Below are 13129 nucleotides of genomic sequence, written 5' to 3' on the forward strand. Positions count from 1 at the left end.
GAAATATTTGGAGACACATGGATGAAAAAAAGTAAGTTCCGCCTTTCCCCTTCAGGAAAGCTTGCCGCGTCGCTGGCGATTATCATTGCCTCGCTAACCACAACTCAGGCAGCAGATATTATCGGTGCGGGCGATGCCGGGCATAATCCGGGCATCAGTCAGGCGGCAAACGGTGCGGCGGTGGTGAATATCGTCACTCCGAACGCCTCGGGCCTGTCTCATAACCAATATCAGGATTTCAACGTTAACAAACCGGGTGCGGTGTTGAATAACGCCTTGATCGACGGACAATCTCAGTTAGCCGGTCAGCTGAATGCTAACCCCAACCTGAACGGACAGGCCGCCAACGTCATTTTGAACGAGGTCATTAGCCGCAATCCATCGTTATTACTGGGTAAACAGGAAATATTCGGTATGGCGGCAGATTATGTGCTGGCTAACCCGAACGGTATTGCCTGTGATGGCTGCGGGTTCATCAACACTAATCGCTCCGCTTTAGTAGTGGGAAACCCGCTGCTTGAAAAAGGAGCCTTAACCGGTTTCAACACATTCGGCAATGATAATACGTTGAGCATTCGCTCCGGCGGATTACAGGCCAACAGTGTGTTGGATCTGATCGCGCCCAAAATTGACAGTCGCGGCAAAGTGATTGCCACGCAACAAATTAACGCGCTCAGTGGCCACAATCAAACTGGGGCCGACGGCAGTTTAGTCCGAGCGGAGGATGTCCCGAACAGTAGTCTGGACAGCTACTATCTCGGCAGTATGCAGGCGGGTCGTATTCGCCTGGTGAATACTGCTGTGGGCAGCGGCGTAAATCTGGCCGGAGAATTCACCGGGTTGGATGGCATTGAGGTGCGCTCTCAGGGCAATCTGGGCTTACAGGCAGCGAATCTGCGCGGCGGCGATATCGGTCTGCAGGGGAAAAATATCGATGCTCAAGGTGTCGTGAAAAACAGCAGTACGAATCGTGACGGCAGTGAGAATTACAACAGCACCTGGAGCGGCCAGTACGTTAATGATCGTAGTACCACGCAACGATTACAGCGTACGGTGCTAACCGGCAAAAATATCACGCTGAACGCCAGCGATCGTAACCGACTGACGGCGACAGATATTCAAGGGGATAATATCACCCTGCAAGGTGGCGAACTGACGCTAGACGGGCAGATGCTTACCCAGACTCAGGGCCATACGCATAATCAGGATAAGTTAACCTGGCGGCACAATGTCACAACGGAAAGCGAACAGCGTCAGCAGATCGGTACTTCGGTCAAAGCGCGTGAGAACGCGACTCTGAAGGCCACCGGCGGCGATATTCAGTTGAAAGGCAGCAGCGTGGAGGCGGGTAAAAATCTGGCACTCAACGCTACCGGCGACATTCAGCTGACGGGTTTGGTGGAGCAGAAAACATCAACTGAAACCGGCTATCGTAAAAATCATACTGCCAGCTTACTGACGGGAAACTGGCAGGAAAGCAGCGAAAGTGAAAGTCTGAAGAAAAGCCAATTGCGAGCTGGCGATAATCTGGGACTAACGGCGGGCAACACGGTGGTCACTCATGCAGGCCATGTGCAAGCCGGTAAAGATTTGCTGGTCACAGCGGAAAAGGTGCAGATTGGCGTGCAGAAAACCGCCAATAGCAAAATTCAGAAAGATAACAAAACGGCCTGGGGCGGAATTGGCGGCGGTGATAATAAAGACAATGCCAATTTACAAGAAATCAGTCAGGCTTCAGAGCTGACGGCAGGCGGTAAACTGCTGGTGTCCGGTAATCAAGGCGTCACGATTACTGGGAGTAAAGTGCAGGGGACACAGGGCGGTTTTGTGCAAACCCTACACGGCGATTTGGTGATTGATAATGCCGTGAGTACCACGACCGATAAAGTGAATAGCCGCACAGGAACCGTATTCAACATTACCAACGGTTCGCAAAAAACCAATAACTCCACGCAGCAGTCTGTAGGTAGTGAGCTGAAATCTGATGCGGATTTAAAACTGTTCAGCCAGCAGGATATTACCGTGGTAGGCAGTTTGGTCAAAAGCGCGGGCGAGCTGGGCATTGATGCACTGGGTGATGTCAATGTGAAAGCAGCCGAGCTGCAACACAAAATCGATGAAGAGAAAACCGCTTTAAGCCTGAAAGGCCACGCGGAGAAAACCGGAGATAAACAATATCGCGCTGGCGTCAATCTGGATCACACTCGCGATACCGAAAATACCGAACGCACTGAAAACAAAGCTTCAACCCTGAGCGGCGGGAGTGTGACATTAGCAGCGGGTAAAGATGTAACTTTCACCGGCTCTCAGCTGGTCGCCCATCACGGCGATGCCAAAATAAGCGGCAACAATGTCGCCTTTACCACCGCGGAAGATCAAACCATCGGTGAAAGCAGCCACGCCAAAACCGGCGGCGGTTTCTATTACGTGGGCGGGATGGATAAAGCCGGCAGTGGTATTCAGGTGGGGCATGAAAGCAGCAAAACGCACAGTGATAGCAGCAAAGCGCTGGTTTCTGGGACTCAGGTCAGCGGAGATTTGGTGATTGCGGCTAAGGGTGACTTGACGCATCAAGGTACCCAGCAACAGGTGGGCGGGAAGTATCAGGTTGAGGCCGAGAATGTTCACAATCTGGCGGCTAAAAATAGCGAAAACAGCACAACAACTACGTTAAAAGTGGGCGTTGATATCGGTGCAAACGTCGATTACAGCGCCATTACTCGCCCGCTGGAGCGCGCGGGTGGCAAAGTTGCTAGCCTAGATGCTGGCGGTACGCTTAATGATATCGGCGGAATAGGTGCGCCGAACGTCGGTATTGATGTTAACGCCAGCGGTAGCAGCAGCGATGTGCGTAAAAACAGCGAGCAAGCGGTAGTGAATACGGTGACTGCGGGTGACATTTCGATCAAGGCTAGTGGGGCAATCCGCGATCAGGGAACGCAATACAAAGCGAATCAGGGCGGCGTCAACCTAGATGCGGAAAGTCATAGCTACGAAGCCGCGGTGAATCACGATCAGACTGTTAGCCGTGAAACGAATGGCAGCGCCGGTGTGCGGGTTTACACCACGACCGGTAGCGATGTGGCCGTGGATGCTAAAGGTCAGGGCGGTACGACTCGCAGCGATAAAACCCATGATCAAGCCGTTGCCGGTAGCATCAGCGCGGTAGACGGTATCACGATTCGGGTTAAAGACGATGCGCGCTATACCGGAACCGCTCTCGATGCTGGAAAAGGTAAAGTCAACGTTAATGCCGGTGGCGATATAGCTTTTGAGCAGGCGACCGACCGTGAAACCGAGAATCATAGCGGCTTCAACGTGAAGGCTTCTGGAAAAGGGGGGGTCACCGCCGATAGCAAAAGTTTCGGCGGCGGTTTGGGCGGCGACTATGACAAAGGGGAAAGCAAGACTTCTCACGCTAATGTGAGCCAATTACAGGGCCAGCAAGGCGTAGAATTGAATGCCGGACAGGATTTAACGCTGCAAGGCAGTCAGATCGGCAGCAAAGATCGACCGGTGGGCGATGTAACGCTGAATGGGAATAAGGTTGACTTGCAGGCCGCACAGTCCAGCCATTGGGAGAAAAGCACTAAGTTCTCCGGCAATCTGGACGCCGGTGGTAGCAAAGGGGAAACCGATAAAAAAACCAGCGCTGGCGGTAACTTCGGCTTTGCCGCAGATTACGCCAAAGTCGATCAATCGGCCACCGATGCCCAAGGTGGTGGTATCACTAGTAGCGGCAACCTACACATTCAGGCCAACGGTGATAATGAGCAAGCTATTCACTTGCAAGGTACACAGGTGAGCAGCAAAAATACCGTTTTGAACGCGGATAATGGCGGAATTGTGCTGGAATCCGCGAAAAGCGGAGAGCACAAAGATAACTGGAATCTGGGAGGCAAAGCCAACGGTAAACTCGGTCAAAGTTTCGGTAAGGATGAGCAGGGTGTAGTAGACAGCGCCAGCGAGAAGAAAACCCACACGGCGGGCATCGGTGCGACCTTCGGTCTTGATCGTAAACAGGCGGGCACTCAGCAAAATACGCAGATTGCGACCGGCGATCTGAGCTTCTCCAGCGATGCGGATACGGTTCTGGCCGGGGCGAAGGTCAAAGCGGATAAAGTGGACGGTAGCGTGGGCGGGGATTTGCGTATTGAAAGCCGCAGAGACACCGAACAAAGTCTGAAAGTTGGCGTTGACGTTGGATTAAGTCATACCAACGATCCGAATAGCAGCGTGGTTTCCAAAGTTTCTAAAGTCGGTACGCCACGTTATGCGGGTAAAGTGAAAGAAACGCTGGAAGGTGGTGCTAACAAAGTCTTCGATAAAGCCGAAGAGAAATATAACCAAACCGCTCGCGGCCTGGACAGCAAACAAGATACCACCAACGGCGTCAGCTTCAGTAGATCTGATGAAAAAGTGACCTTGCCAGAAACGCTCGCCAATGAGAAAGAGGGCAGCGCGCTGTGGGATAAAGGTGCACGTAAAGCGGGCAATGCGGCCAAAGATAGTCTGTTAGGCCCGGCAGGGCGTGATGGGCACTTTAAGGTCACCGCCGATGTGGTGAAAAACGATGCCGTTGGTGAACAAACTGCGCTAAGTGGCAAGCAAGGCGTTAACCTAACCGTACAGGGTAAAACTCAGCTGATCGGCGGCCAGATCGGTAGCCAGAAAGGGCAAGTTGACCTGAACAGCGGCGGTCTTGAGCAAAGTGATATGAACGGCAAACGCTATCACGGCGGCGGCAGCGCCGATGTGGCAGCCACCGTAGGCAGCCTGTTGAGCGGTAGCACCAAAGATATCCTCTCTGGGGATTCACCGTTTATTAAAGTGGATAAAGGGACAACTGAGGTTAGCGACGCTCGCGGCGCGATTATCAGCCATAAAACGGTTAAATAAGCGGGAGCTATAAGAGATTATTCTCTTTAAAGCTGATAAATAATAGCCCACGCTAACGGAGTCATTCGTTAAGTGGGCTATTTCTATTGCATTATCAATTGTTACATCATCAATATCCCGCAGACAATCAATGTCCGCGAGCCATTGGGTTTTACATCCGTTCTACGGTTTCAATACCCAAAGTATCCAAACCTTGCTTCAGCGTCTTGGCGGTGAGCATCGCCAGTTTCAGTCGGCTTTGACGGCTTTCTTCGCTATCGGCGTTCAGAATCTGACAGTGCTCGTAGAAGCTGGAGAACAAACCGGCCACATCGTACAGATAGGCACACATCACGTGCGGAGTGCCTTCGCGGGCAACGTTAGTAATGGTCTCTTCAAATTGAAGCAAACGGGTCGCCAATGCGGCTTCGCGGTCTTCAGTGATGACTAACGGCAGCGTTAGGCTACTCGCGTCTACCACGCCAGCGCGTTTAAACACCGAAACTACGCGGGTATAAGCATATTGCATGTAAGGCGCGGTATTGCCGTCCAATGCCAGCATATTATCCCAGTCGAAGACGTAATCGGTAGTCCGGCTTTTTGACAGATCGGCGTATTTCACTGCGCCAATACCGACCGCATTCACCACTTCGGCCAGTTCATCCGCAGGCATATCCGGATTTTTCTCCGCGATCAGCTTACCTGCGCGTTCGATCGCTTCGTCCAACAGCTCGGACAGCTTAACGGTACCGCCAGAGCGGGTTTTGAACGGTTTGCCGTCTTTGCCCAGCATCATGCCGAACATGTGGTGTTCTAACGGCACGGATTCTGGAACATAACCGGCTTTACGCACGATGGTCCAAGCTTGCATTAAATGCTGATGCTGACGGGAATCGATGTAATACAGCACGCGATCGGCACCCAGCGTTTCGTAACGATATTTGGCGCAGGCGATGTCAGTGGTGGTGTAAAGGTAGCCGCCATCCTTTTTCTGGATAATGACGCCCATAGGCTCGCCATCTTTATTTTTGTATTCATCGAGGAATACAACGGTAGCACCCTCGCTTTCAACCGCCAGGCCTTTTGCTTTTAGATCGGCCACAATGCCCGGCAGCATTGAGTTGTACAGACTTTCACCCATGACGTCGTCTTTAGTCAGAGTGACATTCAGACGATCGTAGGAAATCTGGTTTTGCGTCATGGTGATATCCACCAATTTACGCCACATGGCGCGGCAATATTCATCCCCGCCCTGCAGTTTTACGACGTAAGCGCGAGCGCGAGCCGCAAACTCTTCGTCTTCATCGTAGTTTTTCTTCGCTTCGCGATAGAAAGCTTCCAGATCTGACAGACCCATATCGCTGGCGTTTTCATTCTGCATTTTTTCCAGATAGGCGATCAGCATCCCGAACTGGGTGCCCCAATCTCCGACGTGGTTAGCGCGAATAACTTTGTGACCCAAAAATTCCAGAGTACGTGCGGCGGCATCACCGATAATGGTGGAACGCAGGTGACCCACGTGCATTTCTTTCGCTACGTTTGGTGCGGAATAGTCGATAACCACGGTCTGAGGCTTAACCGGAGCAATCCCCAGTTTTGGCGCAGTCAGGGCAAATTCGACTTTATCGGCAACCCATTGGCGGTCGAGGAAAATGTTGATAAAACCGGGGCCGGCGATCTCGACTTTGCTGGCAATACCCTCAAGATCCAGCAGCTCAACCACTTTTTCAGCCAGTTGTCGGGGTTGCATACCGAGTTTTTTGGCAACGGCCATCACGCCATTTGCTTGATAATCGCCAAATTGGGCCTTTGCGGACTGGCGAACTTGCGCTTCGCTGTCGACGGGGGCACCTGCTGCAATCAGCGCCTGGCTGACTTTATCTGAAAGAAGAGCCTGAATATTCACCGGGTTACCTTAATTACGGACATGAGACGCAAAAATGCGCCCTGTTAATATCAACGGGTCTGGCGTCACGCGTGCGGTTTCTCTACGCGGGAGGGCCAACCACAAAACTGCTGGGTTTATATCATATTTGCCCGCCGACGTCAGCAGGGGGAAAGCCTTCCGCTCGTCGTATCTCAGCGCTATTTTCCTAATGAACAAAAACAGTGCTTTTATCGGTTATTTCAGCATCAATGGCGGAGATTCATCGACAAAATTCTGTTGTTCGTCGGTGAAAACGGTAAATTATGGCGGGTTCGCTTTCACCCCCGATGAACGGAGAGAAAACCTTATGCAAGCCTTGGCACACATTACCGAATTGCAGGATTTGGTGCAGGATTTACCCCGTTTTGAACAACAGCTGACGGATTTTGCCCAACGGCTTAATTTGGATCTTAGCCAGTTCACCGCCGACCACATTTCTCTACGCTGCTACCAAGCCGCGACAGCCGATCGCTGGCGCAGCGGTTTGCTCCAGTGCGGCAGCCTGATGTCAGAAAATCTTATCAATGGTCGTCCGATTTGCCTGTTTGATTTAGCGCTACCGTTGCCCGTTGGGCCGTGGGAAATTGATTGCGTAGAATTGCCTTATCCGGGAAGCAAGCGTTATCCCCATGAAGGCTGGGAGCATATCGAACTGGTATTGTCTGGCGACCCGAAAACCCTGTATCAGCGCGCTTTGAGCTTGTTACCGGCAGAGCCTGACCTACCGGAAGGCGTGACCTTTAAATTCAGTTCGCCGAAAGGGGAGGCCGAACGTTTGGCTAATCCCACGCTGGCGGTAAGTAATGGGGCGATTACCATTAAATTTCATCCGTATACATTAAGGCAAATTATTGACAGTGAGCACAATAGTTAACGTGTTTAGGTTATTTATCTCGCTCAGGATTATCACTTATGGTTATCACTGTGACTGACCTCTAGTCATTATTTTGAATTGAATGCCATAGTAAGGCTTTCGGCAGTCTTGATTAAATGACCTTTGGGCTTGAGTGATAAGTTCTGCATTCAATCTATCAGACGATCGAATGATTGATTTACGGGTGGTGAAATGAGCTGTAGCAGATGTGTTTGTCAAAAGGGGAGAGATAATGACTAAGTTAGAAATTTGTTGCTATAGCGTCGATTGCGCGCAGACCGCTGAGCGCGCTGGAGCCGATAGAATTGAGTTGTGCTCAGGCCAGTCTGAAGGCGGCCTGACGCCAAGTTTGGGCGCGCTGATGCAGGCTCGCGCCACGGTAACCATTCCGGTACACCCGATAGTCCGGCCGCGCGGTGGCGATTTTTGCTATAGCGAGAGTGATTTTGCGATCATGAAAAATGACATCGCACAAATTCGGGATATGGGGTTTGCCGGAGTTGTCGTTGGCGTACTGGATGAAGAAGGGCACATTGATTTGCCGCGAATGCGTAAAATCATGGAAATCAGCGGCCCACTGGCGGTCACTTTCCATCGGGCATTTGATATGTGCCTGAATCCGATGGTGGCGTTGGAACAGTTAACGCAGTTGGGCGTGGCGCGGATTTTGACCTCCGGCCAACAACAAAATGCCGAGCTGGGGTTAACCTTACTGCGCGATCTGGTGAACGCGACCCAAGGGCCGATTATTATGGCCGGCGCCGGTGTGCGCTTGTCAAATATGCAGAAATTCTTAGAAATTGGCGTTACTGAATTACACAGCTCTGCAGGCTGCACTCGACCTTCGACTATGCGTTACCGTAAAGCCGGTGTCACCATGTGTGCAGATAACGATGTGGATGAATTTGCTCGCTATTGCGTGGATGAAGAAGTGGTGGAGGCGATGAAAAGCCTGTTATGTATTACCGAACAGTTGCCACGTTCTGCCTGATAGCCCTAAATAAAAAAGGCTCCGACGCGTGTTGTTCGGGGCCTTTTTTGTGCCAAAAGAGAGCCGTGTGTGATTAAGGCTTACGGGCAATCAGTACCGCTCGCATCGGCGCCGGATAGCCTTCAACGGTCTTGCTGTTGTCGTTAGGATCGAGGAATTCCGCTAGGGACTCGCTAGTCATCCAATCGGTACGACGCTGCTCGTCGGTGGTGGTGACCGCCACATCGGCGATTCTTACATCGACAAAACCGCATTTTTCCAGCCAGCTTTTCAGAGCCAGCGCCGAAGGAATAAAATACACGTTACGCATTTGCGCGTAACGATCGCCTGGCACCAGAACTTGCTGGCTATCACCTTCGACCACGATGGTTTCCAGCACTAATTCGCCATCGCTGACTAACTGATTCTTCAACTGATATAAGTGATCCAGCGGTGAACGACGATGGTACAGCACACCCATAGAGAAAACGGTGTCAAAGGCCATCAGCTCCGGCAATTGTTCAATGCCTAGCGGCAGCAGATGGGCGCGCTGATCGCCACCCAGCAGTTTTCGTACCGCTTCGAACTGACATAAAAACAGCTGCATTGGGTCAATGCCCACAGCCAAATGCGCGCCTTCACCGATCATGCGCCACATGTGATAGCCGCTGCCACAGCCGACATCGAGAATAGTTCGACCCGCCAGCGGGCTGATATGGGGCAGAACGCGATCCCATTTCCAGTCTGAGCGCCATTCAGTATCGATATCCAACCCGTATAATGAAAACGGGCCTTTGCGCCACGGCATCAGCGCGCGCAGCATTTTTTCCATGCCCTCGCGCTGACCGGCTGACAGCGGCGGAGTGATTTCCGCGTGTACGCCGTCTTTCAAATTCAGTTTGGTAGGTGTCAACAGCGGCAGATGCTCAACGGCGTTAAACCAGGTTTTGAACTTACCGTGCAGGGATTCACGCTGCCAGCAGCTTAGCTGCGCCGGCAGGGTTTCCAGCCATGGGCTAAGTGGCCCTTTGGCAATCAGTCGGTAAAAATCGCCGAATTCAATCATTGGGCTTCTCCCGCTTTCAAAGCAATCAATGAGCCAAAATTAAAACACTGGAACCATACTTCGGCGTGTTCAAAACCGGCGCTGTGCAAACGCGTTTTATGGGTTTCCACCGAATCGGTCAGCATAACGTTTTCCAGCATGCTGCGTTTTTGACTGATTTCCAGTTCGCTGTAGCCGTTGGCCCGTTTGAAATCGTGGTGCATGTTAAACAGCAGGTCGCCGACGTTGGCATCTTCGAAACTGAATTTTTCCGATAGCACCAGTGCGCCACCGGGACGCAGCCCCGCGTATACCTGATTGAGCAATTGCTGGCGATTTGCTGGCTCAAGGAATTGCAGAGTGAAATTCAGCACCACCATTGAGGCGTTTTCCAGTTTCACATCCAGAATATCCGCCTCGACGACTTCCACCGGTGTATCGGCGCGGAAAGCGTCTATATGGCGACGGCAGCGTTCAACCATGGCAGGGGAATTGTCCACGGCAATGATTTTACAGCCGGGAACCTGAATATTACGACGCATGACCAAGGTTGCCGCGCCCAAAGAACAGCCCAGATCGTAAACCTGACTGTTAGGTTGCACAAAGCGCTCAGTCAACATGCCAATCATCGAAATAATATTGGAATAACCGGGCACCGAACGCTGGATCATATCGGGGAAAACCTCCGCGACGCGTTCGTCGAAAGTCCAATCACCCAATTTGGCAATCGGCGCAGAAAACAGGCTATCCCGCGGCGGTTGCGTGGATTCTGTGTGCGGCTGGTTTGCCGGCATAGCATCAGTTGCTGGTTTGGTATCGCGATTTGGCATGACGGTCATTGAGATTGCTGGAAAATGAAGGCGCGTATTCTAACAGACACAACCGGTTTTTGCTAAAACCGGTTAAACCTTAGTGACAGGAAAATTTGTCCTTGATAATTTAAGGGGATTGTTCGATGACTCCTTGTTATTTCTGGCTATAGCGGTCTGAGATGCTGCTCTTTCTCTTCGATTATCGTTGAATACGTAACCGGTGGATTTAACAGCAACCAGTGATATCCGGTGTTATTATCCGTTGCGAGAATAATTCAGGGATGGATGATGAGAAAGATTATCTTTTTAATCGGCTTAGTGACGGTGGTTTTGAGCGGCTATGTACTGCGCTATATGCCGCTTTACCTAGTATTCATGCTTTTTATTTGCCTGATAATTTATGGCGCAGGCATCTACTTTAACCCCAGATTAACGACCTCGAACTGGCGTCTTGGGCAGAAATGCCAGATCAATGGTGCGACGGCAGTCTCTTTGAGCGTTTTATTTTTAATCTTAGTGACGTGCAGTTCAACTCTAGGTTGGGCTTATTATATGTCGACCAAGCCTTGGTATCGGGAAGATAGCAACGGCTACCAGACGCATACGCTGACCGCCACTAGCCGGAAAATTGCCCAAGTACATAAAGCGGTATTGAAGAAAGTAAAACACCCAGAACGAGCGGAATTTATCGGAGATTATATCAGTCCCTCCGAGGGGTTAGGGGTGATTTGCGGCTACCTGAACTATCAGGACCCCGCAGGTGAAGACGATGATTACTATCGCTATGTTTCTAATGGCACGCCATCCGGTACCTATTTACAGCTGCAAACAGAAAGTTTTTCCGCGGTATGGACCCAATTCTGTTTGGATAAAAACTGAAAATAGAATCGTGGTTAACCGCATTAAAGTATCTCTGAACAGCGGGAAGGAAAGGCGCGGGGTAAAACGGGAGGGGCAACGCTGGATAAACTGAGGTGAGAGAAGCGGAAACATGAAGGCGGTGATGAGCCGCCCGAACTAACTGTGGTTCCGATAAAAGAACGCGTAAACAGTGAAACCGGGGATTAAGTTAAGCTAAAAATCTGTTCCCACGGTAAATAGTAGATATTAGCAATTATCATTAGTATCAATGAAACATATGTTGCACTCATCCCTGAACGTCGCCAGCGAATTTCCCTGTGACGTAACCCGTAATAGTGTAATAAACGACCGACAATCAGCATTAATCCACACAGATGAATCATCCAGGTCTCTGCGCCGTTCATTTCCATCATAACCAGCAATACCACGGCGATCGGAATATATTCTACGGCGTTGCCGTGTACCCGAATGGCCGTTTGCAACTCATAAAACCCACCGTCGCCATAGGCGACCCGGTACTGGTTTCTTAATCTCACCACATCAAATGAAAGCTTAATTAGTAATAGTGCGCCCAACACAACATAAAGCGAGCTAACCATTTTTAACTCCATAGCCCAACCATAACTGGCTGAATAATGATAACCGTCAACGTCGTCACTGTCGCTAGAAAAATCGAAAGTCTACTCTCTATGATCGTTGTTGTTTATAGAGCAGAAATAAATACCCGCCACCATTCAGCCTTACATTTTGTCGAAATGCGCGTTAGTTCTCAATTTTAACCGGTTCCTGGCATTTTTACTCTTTTCAATGTGCGACGTCTCGCACCTCATTTTCATGCAAATCATTACAAATTGCCTTGATTGGACAATGGAATTTTCTGCTAAAACAATGTGTTTTGCTCTGGCCAATCCGGTGAGGGAGGTAAGGAAGGTATTAACGTTGATAGCCGTTGCCAGATCTTTTGCGCTTGCTGCGGTGAATCCCCGTTATCCGGCGTATGAATAAACAAGTAAGTCTGATGCTGCTGTTCCCATACCGGCAGTTTTTGCAGCCAGGGGGCGAAAAGATTCAGATTTTCATCCAGCCGATCGCCGCCGATAAACCGCACCAGAGGCTGATGACCGGTAACCACCGCATGCACCGGCAGTTTGGGCTTTTTATTTTGCGCGTCCCGCACCGCGGCGGTAGTGGGCGCGGCACTGTGGATTGGCCGGCTATCGAGAATCACCCGGTTAACTTGTCGTTGGTGCAAACCTTGATTGAGCGCCCGCTCTGCCTCGCCTTTGGCAAAAAAAGCCGGATGCCGAACTTCCACACCATAGTTAAAGTCACGGGGTAATCGGTCGAGAAAGTGAAACAGCCGCGGCAATTCATTCGGCCCAAAGGCGGCGGGCAATTGCAGCCACAGTTGGCCGATACGCTGATTGAGCGGTTCCAACGTCTGGTAAAAGGTTAATAATTCCTGCTCGCACTGCCTGAGTGCCGCCTGATGGCTGATTGTGGCGGGGAATTTGAAGCAGAAACGAAAACTTTCCGGCGTCATATCCCGCCAGCGCAGCACAATTTCCGGTTTTGGCAGAGCATAAAAAGTGGTGTTGCCTTCCACGCAGTTGAAATAGCGGCTGTAATCCGCCAAATCCCGCAAACCTAACCGGCTCCATGCCGAATGTTGCCATTGAGGTAATCCAATATACATAAGTCAGCCGCTGCGAAAGAAAGGATCAACGCGGCTCAGTTCACAAACGAAGCCGCTAAAACATAC

General features: G+C 50.9%; 9 protein-coding genes. 4 read left to right on the forward strand and 5 right to left on the reverse strand.

What is annotated here, in order from left to right:
* Positions 1-21: 21 nt before the first annotated feature.
* Positions 22-4899, forward strand: a complete 4878-nt coding sequence (locus AD970_RS07445; protein ID WP_049597670.1) for a hemagglutinin repeat-containing protein — start codon at positions 22-24, stop codon at positions 4897-4899.
* A gap of 151 nt (positions 4900-5050) precedes the next feature.
* Here the strand turns inward: AD970_RS07445 and argS are convergent, their stop codons facing one another.
* Positions 5051-6784, reverse strand: coding sequence for an arginine--tRNA ligase (gene argS / locus AD970_RS07450; protein WP_049597671.1), 1734 nt, complete (start codon positions 6782-6784; stop codon positions 5051-5053).
* A gap of 328 nt (positions 6785-7112) precedes the next feature.
* Between argS and AD970_RS07455 the strand changes: the two genes are divergently transcribed.
* Both AD970_RS07455 and cutC read left to right on the forward strand, forming a co-directional pair.
* The gene (locus AD970_RS07455; protein WP_049597672.1) at positions 7113-7679 is read left to right on the forward strand and encodes a VOC family protein; all 567 of its coding nucleotides are present in this window, start codon (positions 7113-7115) and stop codon (positions 7677-7679) included.
* 232 nt (positions 7680-7911) lie between these two features.
* Positions 7912-8670: a copper homeostasis protein CutC gene (gene cutC / locus AD970_RS07460; RefSeq protein WP_049597673.1), complete on the forward strand. Its 759-nt coding sequence runs from the start codon at positions 7912-7914 to the stop codon at positions 8668-8670.
* 73 nt (positions 8671-8743) lie between these two features.
* Here the strand turns inward: cutC and cmoB are convergent, their stop codons facing one another.
* Both cmoB and cmoA read right to left on the reverse strand, forming a co-directional pair.
* The gene (gene cmoB / locus AD970_RS07465; protein WP_049597674.1) at positions 8744-9715 is read right to left on the reverse strand and encodes a tRNA 5-methoxyuridine(34)/uridine 5-oxyacetic acid(34) synthase CmoB; all 972 of its coding nucleotides are present in this window, start codon (positions 9713-9715) and stop codon (positions 8744-8746) included.
* On the reverse strand, positions 9712-10488 hold the full coding sequence (gene cmoA / locus AD970_RS07470; protein ID WP_235786920.1) for a carboxy-S-adenosyl-L-methionine synthase CmoA: 777 nt from the start codon (positions 10486-10488) through the stop codon (positions 9712-9714). The genes cmoB and cmoA overlap by 4 nt, the downstream gene beginning before the upstream one ends.
* Before the next feature lie 570 nt (positions 10489-11058).
* Here cmoA and AD970_RS19825 point away from each other — a divergent pair.
* Positions 11059-11385, forward strand: a complete 327-nt coding sequence (locus AD970_RS19825; RefSeq protein ID WP_162199318.1) for a hypothetical protein — start codon at positions 11059-11061, stop codon at positions 11383-11385.
* Positions 11386-11570: 185 nt separating this feature from the next.
* Here the strand turns inward: AD970_RS19825 and AD970_RS07480 are convergent, their stop codons facing one another.
* Both AD970_RS07480 and AD970_RS07485 read right to left on the reverse strand, forming a co-directional pair.
* Positions 11571-11966, reverse strand: coding sequence for an MAPEG family protein (locus AD970_RS07480; RefSeq protein WP_049597676.1), 396 nt, complete (start codon positions 11964-11966; stop codon positions 11571-11573).
* A gap of 281 nt (positions 11967-12247) precedes the next feature.
* A complete protein-coding gene (locus tag AD970_RS07485; protein WP_049597677.1) occupies positions 12248-13063 on the reverse strand; it encodes a DUF72 domain-containing protein in 816 nt (271 codons plus the stop codon).
* Positions 13064-13129 lie beyond the last annotated feature (66 nt).

It is taken from the genome of Yersinia nurmii, assembly GCF_001112925.1.
GTDB lineage: Bacteria > Pseudomonadota > Gammaproteobacteria > Enterobacterales > Enterobacteriaceae > Yersinia > Yersinia nurmii.

What these genes read in the sequence shown, in the direction of transcription:
- cmoA (WP_235786920.1), bottom strand. Translation starts at nt 10,488, where the DNA reads ATGCCGGCAAACCAGCCGCACACAGAATCCACGCAACCGCCGCGGGAT.
- AD970_RS07445 (WP_049597670.1), top strand. Translation starts at nt 22, where the DNA reads ATGAAAAAAAGTAAGTTCCGCCTTTCCCCTTCAGGAAAGCTTGCCGCG.
- AD970_RS19825 (WP_162199318.1), top strand. Translation starts at nt 11,059, where the DNA reads ATGTCGACCAAGCCTTGGTATCGGGAAGATAGCAACGGCTACCAGACG.
- cutC (WP_049597673.1), top strand. Translation starts at nt 7,912, where the DNA reads ATGACTAAGTTAGAAATTTGTTGCTATAGCGTCGATTGCGCGCAGACC.
- AD970_RS07480 (WP_049597676.1), bottom strand. Translation starts at nt 11,966, where the DNA reads ATGGTTAGCTCGCTTTATGTTGTGTTGGGCGCACTATTACTAATTAAG.
- AD970_RS07485 (WP_049597677.1), bottom strand. Translation starts at nt 13,063, where the DNA reads ATGTATATTGGATTACCTCAATGGCAACATTCGGCATGGAGCCGGTTA.
- cmoB (WP_049597674.1), bottom strand. Translation starts at nt 9,715, where the DNA reads ATGATTGAATTCGGCGATTTTTACCGACTGATTGCCAAAGGGCCACTT.
- AD970_RS07455 (WP_049597672.1), top strand. Translation starts at nt 7,113, where the DNA reads ATGCAAGCCTTGGCACACATTACCGAATTGCAGGATTTGGTGCAGGAT.